General features: G+C 64.0%; 20 protein-coding genes. 13 read left to right on the forward strand and 7 right to left on the reverse strand.

Annotation, left to right across the window (positions count from 1 at the left end):
• Positions 1 to 176 precede the first annotated feature (176 nt).
• From ACZI8R_RS05355 to ACZI8R_RS05370, 4 genes are all read left to right on the forward strand, one after another.
• A complete protein-coding gene (locus ACZI8R_RS05355; protein ID WP_463378769.1) occupies positions 177 to 944 on the forward strand; it encodes a (Fe-S)-binding protein in 768 nt (255 codons plus the stop codon).
• Complete coding sequence (locus ACZI8R_RS05360) at positions 941 to 2,455, forward strand: LutB/LldF family L-lactate oxidation iron-sulfur protein (protein WP_463378535.1); 1,515 nt, start codon at positions 941 to 943, stop codon at positions 2,453 to 2,455. The genes ACZI8R_RS05355 and ACZI8R_RS05360 overlap by 4 nt, the downstream gene beginning before the upstream one ends.
• Positions 2,452 to 3,075, forward strand: a complete 624-nt coding sequence (locus ACZI8R_RS05365; RefSeq protein WP_463378536.1) for a LutC/YkgG family protein — start codon at positions 2,452 to 2,454, stop codon at positions 3,073 to 3,075. Before ACZI8R_RS05360 ends, ACZI8R_RS05365 begins: the two co-directional genes overlap by 4 nt.
• 69 nt (positions 3,076 to 3,144) lie before the next feature.
• Complete coding sequence (locus ACZI8R_RS05370; RefSeq protein ID WP_463378537.1) at positions 3,145 to 4,224, forward strand: hypothetical protein; 1,080 nt, start codon at positions 3,145 to 3,147, stop codon at positions 4,222 to 4,224.
• Here the strand turns inward: ACZI8R_RS05370 and ACZI8R_RS05375 are convergent.
• The 3 genes from ACZI8R_RS05375 to ACZI8R_RS05385 form a co-directional block, all read right to left on the reverse strand.
• Positions 4,215 to 4,859, reverse strand: a complete 645-nt coding sequence (locus ACZI8R_RS05375) for a class I SAM-dependent methyltransferase (protein ID WP_463378538.1) — start codon at positions 4,857 to 4,859, stop codon at positions 4,215 to 4,217. The genes ACZI8R_RS05370 and ACZI8R_RS05375 overlap by 10 nt on opposite strands.
• 36 nt (positions 4,860 to 4,895) lie before the next feature.
• Complete coding sequence (locus tag ACZI8R_RS05380; protein ID WP_463378539.1) at positions 4,896 to 5,579, reverse strand: dihydrofolate reductase family protein; 684 nt, start codon at positions 5,577 to 5,579, stop codon at positions 4,896 to 4,898.
• Between the two features lie 117 nt (positions 5,580 to 5,696).
• Complete coding sequence (locus tag ACZI8R_RS05385) at positions 5,697 to 5,846, reverse strand: hypothetical protein (protein WP_463378540.1); 150 nt, start codon at positions 5,844 to 5,846, stop codon at positions 5,697 to 5,699.
• A 129-nt stretch (positions 5,847 to 5,975) separates the two neighbouring features.
• Here ACZI8R_RS05385 and ACZI8R_RS05390 point away from each other — a divergent pair, with 129 nt between their 5' ends.
• The 7 genes from ACZI8R_RS05390 to ACZI8R_RS05420 all read left to right on the forward strand — a co-directional run bounded on the left by ACZI8R_RS05390 (position 5,976) and on the right by ACZI8R_RS05420 (position 12,176).
• Complete coding sequence (locus ACZI8R_RS05390) at positions 5,976 to 6,176, forward strand: DUF4177 domain-containing protein (RefSeq protein ID WP_463378541.1); 201 nt, start codon at positions 5,976 to 5,978, stop codon at positions 6,174 to 6,176.
• A gap of 59 nt (positions 6,177 to 6,235) precedes the next feature.
• On the forward strand, positions 6,236 to 6,859 hold the full coding sequence (locus ACZI8R_RS05395; RefSeq protein ID WP_463378542.1) for a TetR/AcrR family transcriptional regulator: 624 nt from the start codon (positions 6,236 to 6,238) through the stop codon (positions 6,857 to 6,859).
• Positions 6,856 to 7,206, forward strand: coding sequence for a DUF6204 family protein (locus tag ACZI8R_RS05400; protein WP_463378543.1), 351 nt, complete (start codon positions 6,856 to 6,858; stop codon positions 7,204 to 7,206). The genes ACZI8R_RS05395 and ACZI8R_RS05400 overlap by 4 nt, the downstream gene beginning before the upstream one ends.
• Positions 7,207 to 7,264: 58 nt before the next feature.
• Positions 7,265 to 8,788, forward strand: a complete 1,524-nt coding sequence (locus tag ACZI8R_RS05405) for an acyl-CoA synthetase (protein WP_463378544.1) — start codon at positions 7,265 to 7,267, stop codon at positions 8,786 to 8,788.
• A gap of 72 nt (positions 8,789 to 8,860) precedes the next feature.
• The gene (locus ACZI8R_RS05410) at positions 8,861 to 10,309 is read left to right on the forward strand and encodes an SDR family oxidoreductase (RefSeq protein WP_463378545.1); all 1,449 of its coding nucleotides are present in this window, start codon (positions 8,861 to 8,863) and stop codon (positions 10,307 to 10,309) included.
• Entirely contained in the window at positions 10,306 to 11,673 is a 1,368-nt protein-coding gene (locus tag ACZI8R_RS05415) for a cryptochrome/photolyase family protein (protein ID WP_463378546.1), read from the forward strand. Before ACZI8R_RS05410 ends, ACZI8R_RS05415 begins: the two co-directional genes overlap by 4 nt.
• Entirely contained in the window at positions 11,670 to 12,176 is a 507-nt protein-coding gene (locus ACZI8R_RS05420) for a hypothetical protein (RefSeq protein WP_463378547.1), read from the forward strand. The genes ACZI8R_RS05415 and ACZI8R_RS05420 overlap by 4 nt, the downstream gene beginning before the upstream one ends.
• Here ACZI8R_RS05420 and ACZI8R_RS05425 read toward each other — a convergent pair.
• Positions 12,124 to 12,693 carry a dihydrofolate reductase family protein gene (locus ACZI8R_RS05425; protein ID WP_463378548.1) on the reverse strand — a complete coding sequence of 190 codons (570 nt, stop codon included), beginning with the start codon at positions 12,691 to 12,693 and terminating at the stop codon, positions 12,124 to 12,126. The two genes, ACZI8R_RS05420 and ACZI8R_RS05425, sit on opposite strands and share 53 nt — an antisense overlap.
• Positions 12,694 to 12,817: 124 nt before the next feature.
• Between ACZI8R_RS05425 and ACZI8R_RS05430 the strand changes: the two genes are divergently transcribed.
• Positions 12,818 to 14,098 (forward strand): lipase family protein, encoded by a 1,281-nt coding sequence (locus ACZI8R_RS05430; protein ID WP_463378549.1) that lies wholly within the window; start codon positions 12,818 to 12,820, stop codon positions 14,096 to 14,098.
• Between the two features lie 74 nt (positions 14,099 to 14,172).
• Here the strand turns inward: ACZI8R_RS05430 and ACZI8R_RS05435 are convergent, their stop codons facing one another.
• Together ACZI8R_RS05435 and ACZI8R_RS05440 are read right to left on the reverse strand one after the other, a co-directional pair.
• Positions 14,173 to 14,823 carry an enoyl-CoA hydratase-related protein gene (locus ACZI8R_RS05435; protein WP_463378550.1) on the reverse strand — a complete coding sequence of 217 codons (651 nt, stop codon included), beginning with the start codon at positions 14,821 to 14,823 and terminating at the stop codon, positions 14,173 to 14,175.
• Positions 14,824 to 14,834: 11 nt separating this feature from the next.
• On the reverse strand, positions 14,835 to 15,461 hold the full coding sequence (locus ACZI8R_RS05440) for a TetR/AcrR family transcriptional regulator (protein WP_463378551.1): 627 nt from the start codon (positions 15,459 to 15,461) through the stop codon (positions 14,835 to 14,837).
• A gap of 173 nt (positions 15,462 to 15,634) precedes the next feature.
• On the opposite strand from ACZI8R_RS05440, the gene ACZI8R_RS05445 reads away from it, so the two are divergent.
• Positions 15,635 to 17,950, forward strand: coding sequence for an MMPL family transporter (locus tag ACZI8R_RS05445; RefSeq protein ID WP_463378552.1), 2,316 nt, complete (start codon positions 15,635 to 15,637; stop codon positions 17,948 to 17,950).
• Here the strand turns inward: ACZI8R_RS05445 and ACZI8R_RS05450 are convergent.
• Positions 17,931 to 18,794 (reverse strand): ABC transporter ATP-binding protein, encoded by an 864-nt coding sequence (locus tag ACZI8R_RS05450; RefSeq protein WP_463378553.1) that lies wholly within the window; start codon positions 18,792 to 18,794, stop codon positions 17,931 to 17,933. The genes ACZI8R_RS05445 and ACZI8R_RS05450 overlap by 20 nt on opposite strands.
• Positions 18,795 to 18,805 lie beyond the last annotated feature (11 nt).

Raw genomic sequence — 18,805 nt, forward strand, 5'->3', positions numbered from 1 at the left:
TGTGGGCGCGTCGGTCAGATAACGAGTCTGTGTGGTCAGACCACAGGAACGTACACTATGGCGTGGGTCACAATCCAGTGGTCGACTGAATCTCTTTTTTCTGGACGGTTCTGTGGTGCACACCACTGACCATGGCCTACTGTGGTCAGACCACACCGACGATTTCGGAGATCCACATGCGAGTCGCGCTGTTCGCCACCTGCATCGGAGACACGATGTTTCCGAATGCAGCCAAGGCGACCGCCCTGCTACTGACCAGGCTCGGGCACGAAGTCGTGTTCCCGCCCGGGCAGACCTGCTGCGGTCAGATGCACGTCAACACCGGCTATCAGCCTGGCGCCCTGCCCCTCGTGTCGAACTTCGCCGACAACTTCGGAGACAGCTCGATCGACGCCGTCGTCGTGCCCTCGGGGTCGTGCGTCGGCTCGGTGCGGCACCAGCACGAGATCGTGGCTTCGCGGTACGGGAACGCCGCACTGTGCGAGCGCGTCGAGACCGTGAAGGCGAAGACGTACGAACTGTCCGAGCTGCTGGTGGACGTCCTCGGCGTCACCGACGTCGGGGCGTACTACCCACACCGGGTCACCTATCACCCCACGTGCCATTCGCTCCGGATGCTGCGCGTGGGCGACAAGCCGCTGCAACTGTTGCGGGCGGTGCGCGAGATCGACCTGGTCACGCTGCCCGAGGCGGACGCCTGTTGCGGGTTCGGTGGAACCTTCGCGCTCAAGAACGCGGAGACGTCCACTGCCATGCTGGCCGACAAGATTCGTAACGTCGCGGCGACCGAATCCGAGTTCTGCTCTGCCAGTGACTCTTCGTGCTTGCTGCACATCGGCGGCGGTATGAGCCGCCTGCAGATGGGCACCCGCACCGTGCACCTGGCAGAGATCCTCGCGTCGGTGGAACCGGCCGTCACCCCACGATCGGAGGCAACCGTATGAGCCCGGTAGGACTGGGACTGCCCACGCTCCCACCTCGGTCCCCACACGGATCGGGCAATCTGCGCGGCACCGAAACGTTCCCCGACGCAGCACATCACGAGCTCGCCAACGGTCAGCTGCGCCGCAACATCGGCAAGGCCACCCATACCATTCGCGCAAAGCGACTCGAGGTCACCGGAGAACTGCCCGACTGGGAACCGTTGCGCGATGCCGGCTCGGCCATCAAGACCGACGTGATGAACCGTCTTCCGGAGCTGCTCGAGGAGTTCGAGAAGTCTGTCACGGCCAGGGGCGGTGTCGTCCACTGGGCGGCGGACGCAGACGAGGCCAATCGGATCGTCACCGATCTGGTCCGTGAGACCGGCTCGGACGAGGTCATCAAGGTCAAATCCATGGCCACCCAGGAGATCGGACTCAACGAGCACCTCGACGAGCAGGGCATCCACGCCTACGAGACCGACCTGGCCGAACTCATCGTCCAGCTCGGTCACGACACGCCTTCGCACATTCTCGTTCCCGCCATCCATCGCAACAGGTCCGAGATCAAAGAGATCTTTCTCCGCGAGATGCCGGGTGTGGATCCGAATCTCGATGACAACCCGAGAAATCTGGCTGCGGCCGCGCGAAAGTTTCTGCGACACAAGTTCATGACAACGCCGGTGGCCATATCGGGCGCCAACTTCGGGATCGCGGAGACCGGCACCCTGGGAGTGGTGGAATCGGAGGGCAACGGCCGCATGTGCCTGACGCTCCCGCAGACACTCATCACCGTCATGGGCATCGAGAAGCTCCTGCCCAAGTACGACGACCTCGAGGTATTCCTGCAGCTGTTGCCCCGCTCGTCCACGGGGGAGCGGATGAACCCGTACACGTCGATGTGGACCGGTGTAACTCCCGACGACGGTCCGCAGACCTTCCACCTGGTATTGCTGGACAACGGGCGTACCGCTGCCCTCGCCGACAAGGTGGGCCGCGAGGCACTGAACTGCATCCGCTGCTCGGCCTGCCTCAACGTGTGTCCCGTGTACGAGCGCACAGGCGGCCACGCCTACGGGTCCACCTACCCGGGGCCGATCGGTGCGGTGCTCACCCCACAGCTCGCGGGTATGGAGGACAAGGACGATCCGAACTCCACGTTGCCGTTCGCGTCGAGCTTGTGCGGGGCCTGCTTCGATGCGTGCCCGGTGAAGATCGACATTCCTTCTCTGCTCGTCGAATTGCGCCATCAGAAGGTGGAGAAGACGGGCATGACCGCTGAATCGCTGGCCATGAAGGCCGCGACGGTCGCGATGTCCTCTGCGGGCAAGTTCACCAAAGCGCAGAAGGCCGCTGGACTCGGGCGTCTGATGGCGGGCAAGAAGGGCAAGATCTCGACTCTGCCTCCGCCGCTCAACGGGTGGACCGCGGCCCGTGACATTCCGGCGCCGCCGAAGCAGACGTTCCGCCAATGGTGGGATTCGGACGAGGGACGTGCCCAGATCGACGACGCCAGGCCGGAGGAGCAGGGATGAGTTCTCGTGACGTGATTCTCGGACGCGTGCGAGACGCGCTGGCGATCGCCCCACCCGTCCAGACAGACATTCCGCGTGAGTACCGAACCGGCCGAACGATGGCCGACGACCAGCGGGTGGAACTTTTCGTCGACCGGCTGGTCGATTACAAGGCCGAGGTGTACCAGTGCGAGCCCGGCGAATTGCCTGCCACCATCGCACGCGTGCTCGCCGGGTCGGGCGTGACTCGGGTGGGCATTCCGCCCGGATTGGACGACGCGTGGCTCACGGGCTTCACCGGTGAGGTCGTGGTCGACTCGCCTGACGTCCCGGGGCCCGAGTTGGGGGCACTCGACGGCGTGGTGACCGCCTCTCGTGTGTCGTGCGCCGAGACCGGCACCATCTTCCTCGACGGAAGCCCCAACCAGGGACGTCGTGCGCTCAGCCTGGTCCCGGACCTGCACCTGTGCGTCGTACCCTTGGCGAGCATCGAGGTGGGGGTGCCGGAGGCCATGCAGAAGCTCGTTCCGGAGCGGCCGACCACCATGATCAGTGGGCCCTCTGCCACGTCGGACATCGAGCTCGAGCGTGTCGAAGGCGTGCACGGTCCGCGCAATCTGCACGTCGTCATCGTGCGCTGATCGGGCGCTCGGGCCGGCCCGGTAGGTAGCGTGCGGGACTGGCTCACCAACGACCGTCGAGGAGATTGTTTGAACATCGGAATCGTCAGCGATCCGGGATTCGCTACGCGTGTCGCGGCGAGCGTCGCAGACCGCGTCCCGAGCCTCATCGCGCAGCGAGGCGCCCAGAGGGCCGACGAGATCGCCGTCGATCAGACGTCTGCGGTCCTTCCCCCTCGCGAAGACGGTGGGCCGGCCTTGGCGGAGTGGGACAGGCTGCTCGCCGACCGGAACGATGTGTCGGTGGTGATCTCGGAGATGCCCCACCGGTACGCGACCAAACCCGTGATCGCCGAGGTGTACAAAGGTCGGACGTGTGTGCTGTACACGCCGGCCTTCGGAGTCCTGTTCACCCGTAGGCGGACGGTCACGACTGCTGCCCAGATCGTGTCGTCGATGGTCGCCGACTCTTCCGACCGTCCGTCGGCAGCTCCTCGCGGCACCTACTGGGAAACCTCGCAAGGTGAGAACGCCGACGAAGACGCAGAGGTCGACAGACTGGTCGCCTCGTCCTTCTTCGGGCGCGTCCGACTGCTGTCAGGGATGATCCGGAGCAACCGGCCGTGGCGTCTGATTCCGACCCTGACCGGGGCCCTCGGTGCTGCCAGTGCGGCATCTGCGTTCGGCGTCTTCTACTCGAACATCTGGATCATGGCTGCAGCCATGATGGCCGATCGCCTGTTGATGATCTCGGTCGCGGCCGTCATCGCCATGAGTCTGTGGCTGATCCTTCCCAACGGATTGTGGGAGAAGCGCGAGTTTCGTGAGAGTTCGTCGGATCGGGCCCTCTACAACCTGGCGACCGTCGGCACCGTCCTCACGGGCGTTCTCTGCATGTATGCGTTGCTGTTCGTTGCCGTCCTGCTCGCCTGCGTGGTCGTGATCGCACCGGACTATTTCACTGCGCAGGTCGGGACGCCGGTGACGGTCGTCGAGTATCTGAAGCTCACTTGGCTGGCCACTTCGCTGGGCATCGTTGCCGGAGCTGTCGGCTCGTCCGTATCCGATCGAGGTGAGATTCTGCGAGCTACCTTCGGCAGGCGAGAAATCGAGCGACGGCAGCGCGCCGAACAAGATGCAGAAGACGCGCAGGACGATACCTACTCGTAGGGGTCTGAGACCGACTCGACGCGGTGCTGCGCGACGAGATGTAGTTCCCGGAAGCGGTGTTCGGCGTCGCGGGCGCCGATGGTCCGCCACAGTTCGTCGAAGCGGGCCTCGGCGAGAAGGTCGGCGAGATGATCCGGGTTCCACCGCCACGCCCGCGCCACACGGTGATCGAACTCGACGGTGCCTTCGTCTGCATCGGCGAGCTGGCACGCGACGGCAACCAGGCCGCCGGGCCGAATGCGCTCTCGCCAGGCCGCGAACACGGCCGGGACTTCCTCGGGCGGCACGTGAATGAGGCTGAAGCGCGCCAAAATTGCGACGACGGGCTCGTCCGTAGACAAGTCGGAGAGGTGTGCGTCGCCCAGTTCGAACCGTTGGCTCGGATACTTTCGCCGCGCGATCGCGAGCATCTGCGAACTCGGATCGATACCCAGCACGTTCAAGCCCAACTGCGCCAGATCGGCCGTCACGTCGCCAGGCCCGCAGCCGACGTCGATCACGAGCCCGCTGGCAGCCGTCTCGGTGACCAGATCGGTGAACGCATGGATGGAGTGGCGCTCGATCGGTCTCAGATACGGAGAAGGAAAGGTCTCGGCATAGAGCTCGGCCAGCGCGTCGTATCCGGGTTGATCCACTCGGTGACTCTCACACACCCGACCGACGCGGATCGATCAACTTCGGTCGAAGGTCAGGTGGGTGACTCCGCTGGGTGAGGAGACCGCTTCGACGTCGTACGACTCCTGGAGGTCTTCGAGTCCGTCCCACAGTCGAACGCCTCGGCCGAGGAGGATCGGAACCTGGACAACGTGCAGGTGGTCGACGAGGCCGGCAGCGAGGAACGCGCGCAGCGTCGTCACTCCGCCACCAATACGTACGTCTTTGCCGTCTGCCGCCTCGCGGGCGAGTTCGAGCGCCTCCGCTGGCGAGGCGTTCACGAAATGGAAGGTGTTGCCTCCCTCCATCTCCATCGGCGGGCGCTCGTGCCGGGTGAGTACGTAGACCGGCGTGTGGAACGGGGGATTGGGGCCCCACCATCCGCGCCATTCGGGGTCTTCGTGCCAGCCCGCGAGCCCGAATTTGCCGGATCCCATGATCTCCGCGCCGATGTTCGCTTCATTGCGTCTGGCGAAGGCGTCATCCACGCCCGCCCCGATTCGGGTGCCGATTCGTGCCTCCGGAACCTCGTCGACGCTGTCCGTCATCGTCCCGCTGTGTTCGCGCCAGAACGGGGTGGCGAACATCCATTCGTGCAACCGCTGGCCGGCGTGGCCGAACGGGGATTCGAGGGTGTACCCCTCGCCGGCGCCGAAGCCGTCCAGTGAAATCGAGAAGTTGTGTACGCGCGTGCGGGACATCCCTGCTCCTTCGGTCGACCTACCCGGAGTGGTTGCGGGACGCGCAACCGGATCAACCATAGATTCGGGTGGCCGACCTCGAAGGCCGATTCGATGTGCCTTGCGAGGTCGCGGCGCTCAGATTTTGAAGCGTCTCCGGTGCGGGCGTCCGCGGGACTTGGATGTCGAATAGACCGAGCGGCCCGTGAAGTCGAGGTCCGATCCGGAGTGCAGCAGTGCCGCCACGAAGATCACGAGTCCGATGAAGAAGAGCATCCCTGCGGTCATAGCTCACCTCTTTGTCGCCGAAGCCTGGTTCCTGATTCAGAAGTATACGTTACTCGAAGTAACGCATACAAGATCCAGTTGACGTGGATGCAAGGAAACTCGTTCGCCCACCGAAAGGACTGTCCTCGAATGGCCTACTCGTACAAAGTCGTGGAAGTTCGCGAGAAGATGATCGGCGGAAAGCTGTCCGGCGACAAGCTCGAGAAGATCCTCAACGAGCACGCCGGTAAAGGGTGGCAACTCAAGACGATCACCACCGCAGACGTGAAGGGGCGACTCGGGCCGGGCGGGGTGGACGGTCTGCTCATCACCTTCGAACGCCAGGACTGAATCCGGGCAGGCATGCAGATACCGGGTCGTATCCAAATACGGCCTGGTATCTTAATGGAATGTCTTCGCAACCCACACCCGTGGCCGGGCCGCGGCTCAGTCGCGTCGAAAGCCGAACTCGAACGCGGTCGAACCTGGTAACGGCCGCAACCGCACTGTTCGCCGAACAGGGGGTCGCGTCGACGTCGATCCAGCAGATCGCCGATCGCGCGGGATATACGCGGGGCGCATTTCACAGCAACTTCGAATCGAAAGCCGATCTCGAAGTCGAGGTGGAGCAACAGGTGATCACTCGGCTCGGATCCCTACTCGGTGCAGTTCTTTCCGGTGAGGGCTCGAGTCGGGAGCGGTTTTCGGGCTACTCCAGGACGTACCTCGAGTTCTGTGCAGACGAACCCGAAGTGGCGAGGGCGTTCATCGCCATCGTCCGAAATCGTGTGCTGTCGAGCAGTGAGTCCTATGGCGAGCGCGCTGACAGGTCCGGTGGCGAACTGGTCCAACTCTTCGAGCAAGGCCAAGCGTCAGGCGAAATGACGACCTTCGACACGTCGGTCATGGCGACGTTCGTTCGGGCGGCGCTCGATCAGACGGCCGATCGAATCTCGTCGGGAATTCCGGCCACCGACGCGGACCTGCTCATCCGAGAGACCGTTGCGGCATTGGATCGGGCGACGCGGTCATGACGATTCGGACCTACCGTGTGACGGTGCGCGGACGATTCCCCACATTGACGGCAGATCAGCGGACACACCTCCTGCATGAGCAGTCGAGCCACAGCGTGTTCGATTCCAAGTTCGGTCCGGAGGGTGCGTTTCTGTACGAGCCCGAGATTCTCAACTTCCAGTACCGGCGTCTGGTCGAGACGGACGAGGATGCGGCCGACGAGGGCTTGGAACTGGCACGCCTCGAGGCGGAAGAAGGGGCGACGAAGGAACTGGCGAGCCGCGGACTCTCCTCCACGACGCTGCGCTGCACAGCCGAATGCGTCGAGGACATGCAGGCGGCAGCGATGCGTCGTCGCCGCAGGTAGAGCCCTTCCTCACGTTGAAACCCGCCCATGATGGTTGGACGTCCTATAACCTGCGAGCATGACTGTGGATCCACGCGCCGATACCGTCGATGGAGTGCTACGGCGGTCTGCCGCGAAGTTCCCGGGCCGCACGGCGCTGACCTTCGAGGATCGCGTGTGGACCTACCGAGAACTCGATGACGCGGTCAGCCGCGCGGCCGCCCGTCTCCAGTCCCTGGGGTTGGCGACGGGAGATCGAGTCGCCGCCTACGGCAAGAACTCCGATGCGTACGCGATCGGGTTCCTGGCGTGCGCACGAGCCGGATTGGTGCACGTCCCTGTCAATTTCGCGCTCGTCGGTGAGGAGCTGACTTACCTGGTGGCGCAGTCGGGGAGCACCGTCGTACTGGTCGACCCGGCGTTGGCTGCGACCTTGGAGTCGGTGCGCGGTGACCTCCCCTTGCGGCACGTTCTGCCACTACGGGACACCGAGGATTCCCTGCTCGAACACAGCAGAGTGGGTGACGTACCCGTTGTGGAGAGCCCTGCCGCCGTCACCGATCTTGCTCAGCTGCTCTACACCTCGGGAACCACGTCGAAACCGAAGGGCGCCATGATGACTCATGGTGGCCTGATTCACGAATACGTGTCCTCGATCATCGCTCTCGGGCTCGATGCGGCCGACAATCCGTTGATCGCCATGCCGCTCTACCACTCGGCGGGCATGCACGTGTTCATGCTTCCGTATCTGTCCGTGGGCGCGTCGGTGAGTCTCATGGAGACCCCGGACATCCCCGAAATTCTGCAAAGGATCGAAACCGATCACATCGGCTCGCTGTTTCTCGCGCCCACGGTATGGGTACCTCTCGCAGGCCATCCGGATCTCGACAAGCGTGATCTGTCTTCACTGAAGAAGGCGCAGTACGGCGCCTCGATCATGCCGGTGACGGTGTTGCAACGACTTCGCGAGCGCTATCCGGACCTGGGGTTCTACAACTGTTTCGGTCAGTCCGAGATCGGTCCTCTCGCCACCGTTCTCGGCCCCGAGGATCACCGCGAGCGGCCCGCCTCCTGCGGTAAGGCGGTCTTCTTCGTCGAAACCCGAGTGGTCGACCCGGAAGGAAACGAAGTTGCGGACGGCGCGCCCGGCGAGGTCCTCTACCGCTCTCCACAACTGTGTCTCGGGTATTGGGACAAGCCGGAGGAGACTGCCGAAGCCTTCCGTGACGGCTGGTTCCACTCGGGCGACTTGGTGACGCGAGATGCCGAGGGTTACATCACCGTCGTCGACCGCATCAAGGACGTCATCAACACCGGGGGCATTCTCGTGGCGTCCAGGGAGGTCGAAGACGCCGTCTACACCCACCCGGACGTCGCCGAAGTGGCAGTCGTCGGGACCCCGGACGAGAAGTGGATCGAGGCGATCACCGCCGTGGTGGTGCTGCGTGAAGGTGCGCCGAACATGACACCCGAGACGCTCACCGCGCATCTGAAGGAGCGCATCGCTCCGTTCAAGGTGCCCAAGACGGTGCTGTTCGTCGACGAGCTACCACGTAACCAGAGCGGTAAGCTGCTCAAACGGAATCTCCGCGCCGAGCTCTGAGTCCCACCACACGCTGTGGCACGATCGAATATGTGTCCGGCAGGCCACCACAGCCGCTAGGAGGTTGGGCCGATGAAGTGTGTCGTTTTCGGAGTCACCGGTTACATAGGCGGACGCCTCGTGCCCGCGCTACTGGAGGCGGGGCACGAGGTGCGGGTTGTCGCCCGGACACCCGAGAAGCTGGCGGAAGTGCCGTGGCGTGACGACGTCGAGGTTATGCGAGGCGATGTCACGGACATCGACAGCGTCGTGGCTGCGCTCCGTGGCCAAGACGCCCTGTACTACCTGGTGCATTCACTGAGCGACGAGGACTTCGTCCGCATCGACAAGATGGGCGCGCAGACCGTGGCCGACGCGGCGCTTGCGGCCGACGTGCAGCGGATCGTGTACCTCGGGGGCATCGTCCCGGACGACGAGGAACTTTCCGATCACCTCGCGTCCCGCGCAGAAGTGGGATCGATCTTCCGGTCCTCGGGAGTGCCGACCGCCGAGCTGCGCGCCGCCGTGATCATAGGATCGGGTTCTGCCAGTTTCGAGATGCTGCGCTATCTGTCCGAGCGCCTGCCCGCGATGATCACGCCGCGATGGGTTCGGAATCGGATTCAACCCATTGCGATACGGGACGTGATCCATTACCTGGTTCGGTCGGCCGATCTCCCGTCGGACGTCAACCGCGCCTTCGACATCGGCGGGCCGGAAGTGTTCACCTACCTGACCATGATGCGCAAGTATGCCGACGTGGCCGGTTTGGCGCACCGGGTGATCGTTCCGGTTCCTGTTCTTACGCCATGGCTTTCGGCGCAGTGGGTGAATCTGGTGACGCCTGTTCCGCGTGATCTCGCGATCCCGCTGATCGAGTCGCTGGTACACGAGGTCGTGTGTCACGATCACGACATCGCCGACCATATTCCCGATCCGGAAGGCGGCCTCACCGGGTACGAGAGTGCTGTCGACCTTGCGCTGTCGCGGATCCGCAACTTCGATGTTCCGACGCGATGGTCGGACGCGACGACGGGGAGGGTGCCGTCCGACCCGCTGCCCACCGACCCCGAATGGTCGGGCGGCTCCTTGTACGAGGATGTTCGTGAGGCGCGTACCGCGGCCGACCCGGAAACATTGTGGCGTGTCATCGAGTCGATCGGCGGCGAAAACGGGTGGTACTCATTTCCGTTGGCGTGGTCGGTCCGGGGCTGGTTGGATCGCGTCGTGGGCGGCGTCGGTCTGAGACGGGGCCGCAGGGATCCCAGCAGACTCCACCACGGTGAGGCACTCGACTGGTGGCGTGTGGAACACATCGAGCGCCCGCGGCTGCTCCGGCTTCGTGCCGAGATGCGCGTGCCGGGACTTGCCTGGCTCGAGTTGTCGGTGAAGCCGGACGAGAACGGCGGGTCCGTGTATCGGCAACGGGCCATTTTTCTGCCGCGCGGATTGGCCGGCCACGCATATTGGAAGGCGATCGCCCCGTTTCATGGCATCGTTTTCGGCGGAATGGTCCGCAACATCACGGGAGCGGCCGAGTGAGTGTCGCAATCGCCCTGTTCACCCGCGATCTTCGGGTGCACGACAATCCGGTGCTGACTGCGGCGCACCGCGGGGCGGATGCGGTCGTCCCTCTGTTCGTCGTCGACAACGCGATCGTCCGTGGTAAGGACATGAGCCCCAACCGTGCTCGGTTCCTGAGTGATTCGCTGACCCAGCTGGACGAGCAACTCGCCGAGATGGGTGGACGCCTTGTGGTGCGGCGAGGCCGAATCGTCGACGAGGTGCTCCGGATAGTGAGCGACCTCGACGTGGCGGAGGTGCACGTCGCCGCTGATGTCAGCGCGTATGCGCAGAAGCGCGAGCGCGAACTGCGAGACCGCCTGGATGGTCACGAATGCCGACTCGAGGTGCACAGTCTGTCGGTGACGGTGGTGGAGCCGGGCGCGATCACACCGACCGGCGGCCGTGACCACTTCGCCGTGTTCACGCCGTACTTCCGGCGCTGGAGTCAGGCTCCGAAACGTCCGGTACTACGCAAGCCGCAATCCCTTCACCTCGCGGAGGTCGAAGGGGAGCAGTTGCCGACGCAGCAGGAACTGTGCACAGGTGATGTGGCCGAACAGCTTCCGGTAGGCGGGGAGAAGACCGGGCGCCGCTTGTTGAAGGACTGGTTGGCAGGTCCGATCGGCGACTACGAGGATCAGCACGACGCGTTGGCCGGTGACGCCACGTCGCGGCTGTCCCCATACCTGCACTTCGGGTGCGTATCGCCAACTGAACTAGTGGCGCGCAGTTCCGAGAAGAACTGCTCGGACGCAGAAGCTTTCGTTCGGCAGGTGGCGTGGCGCGACTTCCATCATCAAGTCCTGTCGGCTCGGCCGGAATCGGCTCGGGTCGACTACCGGCCGCGTGGCGACCGGTGGGTCCACGACGAGAGGATCGCTCAGGCCTGGCGTGACGGTCGAACGGGCTACCCGATCGTCGACGCAGGAATGCGGCAATTGATCGCGCAGGGATGGATGCACAACCGTGCGCGCATGATCACCGCCAGCTTCCTCACCAAGACGCTGTACCTCGATTGGCGGATCGGCGCTGCACATTTCATGCACCACCTGGCAGATGCGGATGTCGCCAACAATCAGATGAACTGGCAATGGATCGCCGGAACCGGCAACGACTCCAGGCCGAATCGAGTGCTCAACCCACTACGGCAGGCGGAGCGCTACGACGCCGATGGCGCGTACGTGCGTCGTTGGGTTCCCGAACTCCGTGACATCGCGGCGCCCGATCTCCACACACCGTGGAAGCTGCCGGAAGGCGAGGTGCGCGGATATCCGGCACCGATCGTCGACCACCGGGCGGGTGCCGAAGCGTTTCACGCCGCCCGGTCTGAGAAGCCATGAGGATCTGGATGCTCGTCGATCAGGAGCCAGGCTACGAGCGCCTGCACGTCGGGGACCTGATCGAGGCGACGACCGAGTGGTGCGGCCCGGACATGCTTCCTCCCGAGCTCGTGAGTGAGAACGTGCCCGTCCAGGTCGAGCAGATCCGTTCGGAGAAATCCGGACGCGACGAATATGTCGCACACGCGGACCGGAATGTCTCGGCTCTGCTTCACGCTGAATCAAGCGGCATCGGCGACACCGCGCTGTCCGGGTGTCTGATGTACGACCGCTACATGTGGTTGTTCAGCTCGGCCGTGCCGAAGTCCCGAGGTGTCATCGTTCGGCGGGGCGTGGTCACCCGAGAGGCAAACCGCCTGCCCACCGACTATCCGGGTTGGTATTCGGTGAACCCTTCCGGGCCGTCGACGTACATCGAGTTCGGCGAGCCGATCCCGCGTGAACGAACGATCACGTGGGACTGCGTCGAGATCGATACCGAAGATGAACCATCCCGTTCGTGAACCGCTGCTCACCCTCGAGCTCCAAGTCCAGACGCACGTCGTCCGGGTAGATGCGGGTTCCACCACCGACGATGACCGGGACGACGATGATCTCGACTCGGTCGACCAGCCCGGCGCGAAAGGCGTGCGCGGCGAGGGTGGGCCCATCGATGTACAGGTCGCCGGCCGAGTCGTCCTTGATGCGTCGAACTGCGGCCGGATCGAAGGTTCGCATCAGCTCGGTGTTGCTGGTGGAGACCGACTCCAACGTGGTGGAGAAGACGACCTTGTCGGCCTGCTTCCAGATCTCGGCGAACTCCGCCGACTCGGGTGATCCCGCGGCGGCATCCGGATCCGTCTCCCAGACCGCCATCATCTCGTACATTCGTCGCCCGTACAGGTACGTCGAGACTCCCTCGCTGCGCGCGTTGACGAAGGCGATCACCTCTTCGTCGGGCATCGCCCAGTCGAAGTTTCCCTGCTCGTCGGCAATGTATCCGTCGAGCGAACCGATCACGGAAAAGATCAAGTTGCCCATGTTTCGAACGTAGTCGCCGACGGAGGGGCGCACGGCGAATCTCGGAGTTCGGGCATATGCAACCAGTACTCGTGTTTCGATGAGATGGAATCAGATATCGCCGCAGGTACGAGGGAGAAGTGCAATGAGATTCAGGTTCGGTATCGCGCGGACCACAGCATTGATCGCTCTCACCTCGCTGGTGTCGATGGTGGGTGTCGCCCAGGTTCCTGCAGCACCGTCGCCAGGCTTTTACGCAGCTCCGGATCCCGTTCCTGCCGGGGAGCCAGGTGATGTCATCCGCAGCGAACCGATGAACGCGTTGTTGTCGGTTCCCACTCCCACCGGCACGTTCCCGGCCGATGCGACTCGCATCATGTATCGCACCACGGACTCCGACGGGTCACCCACGGCATCGACAGGTGTCGTCCTGGATCCCGTTGCGGAATGGCGCGGCGCAGGTGAGCGACCTCTCGTCAGTCTTTCGGTCGGCACACACGGGATCGGCCCGCAATGCGGCACCTCCTCACTTCTCGAGGAAGGGGTTCACTATCAGCCACCGTTCGACCTGTTCGCCGAGTACGAGACACCGTTCATCGACATGCTTCTCACCCAGGGCATCGCGGTAGTGGTGACCGACTACGTCCCGGACAGGTACCTCGACCCACGGTCCGAAGGCCCGGCGGTCATCGACGCAGCCAGAGCTGCGCAGCGCGCGCCGGGCAACGACATTCCTGACGCCGGCCCAGTCGCATTCTGGGGCTACTCGCAAGGCGGCCAGGCCGCCGGCGCGGCCGCTGAACAGGTCGGTGCCTACGCTCCGGAACTCGATGTCAAGGGTTCTTTCGTCGGTGCGCCGCCGGCCGACATGTTCAGTCTGCTCGAGTATCTGGACGGCAGCCTGTTGACCGGGGTGATGGGGTACTACCTGAACTCGATGAGAAGCTCCGACCCGTCCACCGCACCCATCATCGACGCAGCGCTCGACGATGCCGGTCACGGTCTGCTGAATGCCACGGCCGGGCAATGCGTGCTGGAATCGATGGGGCAGTTCGGGCTTCACAAGTCCACGGAATACACCGTGGACGGCCGGTCGATCCCCGATGTCCTACGCGCACATCCCGAAACAGCCGGAGTGGTGGACTCCATGAGGCTTGGCAACTCGATGCCGTCCGCGCCGGTTCTGCTCGCGACCGGCAGTAACGACGACATCGTGCCTCCCGAGGACGTCAGACGACTCGGCGGCGACTGGTGCAGCAAGGGGGCCGCGGTGCAACTGCTGGACCTGCCGATACCGACGGCGTTGCCCGGCAGCGCGTTGGGGCACGGCGCCAACTTGCCGATAGCGGAACTGGGCACTGCGTCCCAGTGGCTCAACGACCGTTTCAACGATGTGCCCGCTCCGAGCAACTGCGCGGTCGGCTGACCGGCTTCGTCGCGATGTTTCGATCGATGCACACCACGGGCGGGTTCTGCACGCCATCGACGCGAGTCGAGGCGCTACCCGAGTAGCGCGGCGGAGGCTGCGCCGAACATTGTGGACTTGATCGTTCGAAGGACGCCGGGGTTCTTTCCGGTGATAGGCGTCAGCCTGGCGATCGCGTCATCGACGATCGTGGATTCGGAAGCGGTGGCATCTACGAGACCAGCGGTGAGGGCCTCGGCTCCTCCGTAGCGGCGCCCGGTTGTCATGGCCGAGACCGCCGTCTGCGGAGTCAGTTTCGCTTGGATGAGCGCCGCCATTCCGGGAGTGAACGGAATGTTGATGTCGACCTCGGGGAAACAGTAGTAGCCACGGTCTTCGCGCATGACGCGGTAGTCGTGGGCGATGGCCAGCATTGCGCCGGCGCCGAAGGCGTGGCCGTTGACGGCCGCGATCGTCGGGAGCGAGAAGGTGAGGAACCTGTTGAACAGTGCCTGAACCTTGCCGATGTACTGCTCGCCCCCATCAGGATTGGCGCCCAACCATTCGAGATCGAGACCATTGGAGTAGAACTTGCCCAGACCGACGGTGACGAGCCCGAGTGCGTTGGATTCGACGTCGTCGAGGAGAGCGTTGACGGTGTCCATCCAGTCGGGCGAAAAGCGGTTCTCGTCGTCGCCGAGGGTGAGAACGGCGATCTTGTCGCGGTATTCGAGGTTTGCGGTCACTGTGCTTCCATTCACTTGTCGGAATTTGTCAGGGGCAGATCGATGGCGAGGACGCCTCGCACGGCTGCGGAGAGGCGTGTGCGCGTGGCCTCGTCCGGTGTTCGTCGGCCTCTGAGGAGCAGGGCAGTCGGCAATTCGACTACGCAGTCCCTGATGACGTCCACGGACTGCCTGTCGGCGCGCCCCCACATCGCACGCGACAGGCGAACGAACAGATCGGTGAGCGTCGAATCGAGCTCGCTCAGATCGGCAGCGAGCTGCTCGGGAAGTTCGCGCGACCCGAGCAACTCGGAACGGCTCACGGTCAACAGAAACTGGCCGGATGTGGGGTGCTCGAGCAAGAAGCGGGCGGGCGCATCGGCGGCGGCGACCACGCCTTCGACTGCATCAGGGTTCGGTGAGTCGAGGATCGCGTTCACTGCTTCGCTCTGTGCAGCCAACAGGCGCCGTGCAGCACGCAGCCACACCCCGCCGACGAGACCCGAACGGGAACCGAACGCGTGGTAGATCGCCCCGTTCGACACGGTCGTGAGGTCCGACAGCGCTCGCACCGTGACCGCCGAGGCGCCGGACTCGACGGCCAGCGTCTCGGCCACGTTCATCAATTCTTCGAGATCGTGGGTACGGGGGCGAGGCATGACACGACCATAACAGAGCATCTGCTCTGTTATTTGTGGGCAGTCCAGGCGCTAGCGCATCTCCGGGGAAACCCTGATGACAAGTCACCACCGAGGATCGATGATCAGGTGGTCGACTGTGAGCGAGCCAGCGGTCGGTCGGTGCCTGTGTCACTGCAACCGAGGGGAATCTCGTGTCCGTCTATCTCTATCGTTTCGGCAAGTTCGCGTTCCGGCGCAAATGGATCGTGTTGCCCGTGTGGCTCATGTTGGTGATCCTGCTCGGCGGCCTTGCGACCGCGATCTCCAAACCCATGGAAGACAACTTCACGATGCCCGATCTCCCGTCCGAGCGGGCGACGGAGATCATGGACGAGCACTTCCCGGGCATGTCCGCCGCCTTCGATTTCGATGCTGTGACCGGCACTTACGTGATCGGCGCGCCGGAAGGCACGCGATTGACGGATCCGGAGAACCGCGCCGCCGTCGACGCACTGGTCACGGAGTTGAACGGCCTGGGAATCGTCGACAAGGAGAAGCCGCTCCAGAATCCGGTCACCGCGGCCGAGGAGATGGGGTGTGTGTCCGGGGATCGGGCGAGTCCTGATTTCGCCTCCACCTGCACGGCAGCACCACTCAACGTCCTGAACAAGGACAAGCCCGACACCGTCGCGTTCATGGAGGTTCCGTTCTCCATCGCATCGTTCGAGGACATCACTCCCGAAGACCGCGAGGCCGCATACGACGCCGGAAATGTTGCCCGTGATGCCGGCCTCGAGGTGGAGTTGAGCGGCTCCATCGCGATGGAGGAAGGTGCTCCGGGCGGCACCGCCGAACTGATGGGTATGGGTGTCGCCCTGATCGTGATGATCATCGCGTTCGGCGCTCTCATCGCCGCATTCGTCCCGATCATCACCGCGATCGTCGGATTGGCGGCCGCCACCATGCTCATCATGGCGGGTACGTCCGTTCTGACCATCCCCACGTTCACGACGTTCCTGGCTTCGATGATCGGCATAGCCCTTTCGATCGACTACGCCCTGTTCATCGTCTCGCGGTACAAACACGAGTTGGTGGTCTCGGAGAATCCGGAAGAGGCCGCCGGCCGCGCAGTGGGAACCGCGGGTTCGGCAGTCGTCTTCGCAGGCCTGACCGTGGTGATCGCACTGAGCGGACTCAGCATCGTGGGGGTCGAGTTTCTGACCTTCATGGGTCTGGGCGGTGCCATTGCGGCGGCGTTCGCGGTCCTGGTCGCATTGACGCTGATGCCTGCCCTGCTGGGGGCATTCGGAAAATACCTGTTCAAACCGAAGATCCCGTTCGTCGCCAAGCACGATCCGGAGGACGACACGTCGGTCAGCAACGGCCAGCGAGTTGCTCGATTCATCAGCAAGGCACCCGCCTTGACCCTGGTGGTCGGCGTTGTCGTGCTCGGCGTGCTCGCTGCTCCTGCACTCAACCTCAGCCTCGGTCTGCCGGGCGAGGAGAGCGCGCCGGCGGAATCCACGGTGCGGCAGGCCTACGAACTGCGAACCGAGGGCTTCGGTGAAGGCAGCAACGGCGTGCTTCAGGTGGCGGTCGATCTCGCCGACGTTCCCGAACAGGACAGGGATACCGCGCTCGATCGGTTGAAGGGCGAGATGGAGTCCTACGGCGACATGGACTACGTCGTCGGTCCGACCCGGAGCGAAGACGGCGCAGGTGCGCTGTTCCAGGCGATTCCGTTGTCGGGCCCTAACAACCAGGACACCAAGGATCTGGTGAAAGACGTTCGCGGTGCCGAGGCCGGACTTCAGGAAGAGTTCGGAATGCAGTACGGCGTCACGGGCACCACGGCCATCTACGCGGACGTGGACGACAAACTCCTCGGCTCCGTCGTGCCGTACATGAGCATCGTGGCGGGGGCGGCGTTCCTGCTGCTCATCCTCGTGTTCAGATCGATTCTCGTGCCGTTGACCGCCGCGCTCGGATTCTTGTTGTCGATGGCCGCGACCTTCGGTGCCACGGTGCTGATCTTCCAGGAGGGTGCGCTCGGCCTGATCTCGGATCCGGGCCCGATCGTCAGCTTCCTACCGATCATGTTGATCGGCTTGGTATTCGGACTCGCGATGGACTACCAGGTCTTCCTGGTGACCCGAATGCGAGAGGAGTACGTCAACGGAGCAACGCCGAAGGATGCGATGGTCAACGGCTATCACCACGGGGCCCGCGTCGTGACCGCGGCCGCGATCATCATGATCTCGGTGTTCAGCGCCTTCATGCTCGAAGAGGACGTCGTCGCCAAGTCGATGGGCTTCGCACTGGCTGCGGGTGTCCTGCTGGATGCGTTCATCGTGCGAATGATCATCATTCCGTCACTGCTGGCGCTGATGGGCGAATCGGCATGGTGGATTCCGAAGTGGCTCGATCGCATCCTGCCCAACATCGACATCGAGGGCGCCAAGCTCGGCGACCGGACCGCACCGCGCGATCCGGACGACGAGTTGGTGGCTACGAGAGCGGGCGGCTGAGCCGCAACGCCGACGAATGGTCGGCCGCCGAGGTGGACTCCGCCCCGGTGGCCGACCATCGTCCGTTGTGGCGCTCGATGCGGATCGGGTAGTCGAAAGCCTTGGTGACGACCTCGGAAGTCAGGGTGCTCTCGGCGTCCCCCTTCGCGACCACTCCGCCATCCGCGATCACGAGTGCGTGGGTGGTGGTGCTGGGCAGCTCTTCCAGGTGATGCGTGACCAGCACGGACGAGAGCTCGGGACGAAGCACCCGAAGCTCGGCGAGGACACCGAGCAGGATTTCTCGGGCAGCGACGTCGAGTCCGGTGGTCGGCTCGTCGAGCAGAAGCAAATCGGGCTGGGTGATCAATGCGCGAGCGATGAGTGCCCGGCCGCGCTCGCCTTGCGACAACACAGCCCACTGGCTGGATGAGCGAGGTGAGAGGCCGAGCGCGTCTATCAGCTCGTCGGCACGTGCTTCTTCTTCCGCCGAGGGTGCCCACCGTTTGGGGACGTCCGACGCCGCGTGCAGACCGCTGAAGACGGTCTCCCGGATGGTGATCGAAGGCTCGATTCGGGAGCGGGGATCGACATGGCCGATGTGAGTGCGCAGAGTGCGCATGTCCACCCGGCCCAACCGGTGGCCGAGAACATGCACCGTTCCGGTCGTGGGATGCAACCGCGCGCCACAGAGGGCGAGCAGGGTGGACTTGCCCGCACCGTTCGGTCCGAGAAGGGCCCACTGCTCGCCGGCCCGTACATCGACGCTGATCGAATCGACCAGGGCCCTGCCCTGCCGCACGACGGTCACGTCGTCGACGGCCAGTACGACGTCGTCTCGGGCACTCGTTTCGCTGCTGCTCATAATCAGGTCTG

This window comes from Rhodococcus huquni (genome assembly GCF_055231055.1).

Coding starts and splice junctions, on each gene's coding strand:
- ACZI8R_RS05360 (WP_463378535.1), top strand. CDS start 941: ATGAGCCCGGTAGGACTGGGACTGCCCACGCTCCCACCTCGGTCCCCA.
- ACZI8R_RS05410 (WP_463378545.1), top strand. CDS start 8,861: ATGAAGTGTGTCGTTTTCGGAGTCACCGGTTACATAGGCGGACGCCTC.
- ACZI8R_RS05420 (WP_463378547.1), top strand. CDS start 11,670: ATGAGGATCTGGATGCTCGTCGATCAGGAGCCAGGCTACGAGCGCCTG.
- ACZI8R_RS05355 (WP_463378769.1), top strand. CDS start 177: ATGCGAGTCGCGCTGTTCGCCACCTGCATCGGAGACACGATGTTTCCG.
- ACZI8R_RS05405 (WP_463378544.1), top strand. CDS start 7,265: ATGACTGTGGATCCACGCGCCGATACCGTCGATGGAGTGCTACGGCGG.
- ACZI8R_RS05385 (WP_463378540.1), bottom strand. CDS start 5,846: ATGACCGCAGGGATGCTCTTCTTCATCGGACTCGTGATCTTCGTGGCG.
- ACZI8R_RS05365 (WP_463378536.1), top strand. CDS start 2,452: ATGAGTTCTCGTGACGTGATTCTCGGACGCGTGCGAGACGCGCTGGCG.
- ACZI8R_RS05400 (WP_463378543.1), top strand. CDS start 6,856: ATGACGATTCGGACCTACCGTGTGACGGTGCGCGGACGATTCCCCACA.
- ACZI8R_RS05390 (WP_463378541.1), top strand. CDS start 5,976: ATGGCCTACTCGTACAAAGTCGTGGAAGTTCGCGAGAAGATGATCGGC.
- ACZI8R_RS05450 (WP_463378553.1), bottom strand. CDS start 18,794: ATGAGCAGCAGCGAAACGAGTGCCCGAGACGACGTCGTACTGGCCGTC.
- ACZI8R_RS05430 (WP_463378549.1), top strand. CDS start 12,818: ATGAGATTCAGGTTCGGTATCGCGCGGACCACAGCATTGATCGCTCTC.
- ACZI8R_RS05380 (WP_463378539.1), bottom strand. CDS start 5,579: ATGTCCCGCACGCGCGTACACAACTTCTCGATTTCACTGGACGGCTTC.
- ACZI8R_RS05425 (WP_463378548.1), bottom strand. CDS start 12,693: ATGGGCAACTTGATCTTTTCCGTGATCGGTTCGCTCGACGGATACATT.
- ACZI8R_RS05440 (WP_463378551.1), bottom strand. CDS start 15,461: ATGCCTCGCCCCCGTACCCACGATCTCGAAGAATTGATGAACGTGGCC.
- ACZI8R_RS05395 (WP_463378542.1), top strand. CDS start 6,236: ATGTCTTCGCAACCCACACCCGTGGCCGGGCCGCGGCTCAGTCGCGTC.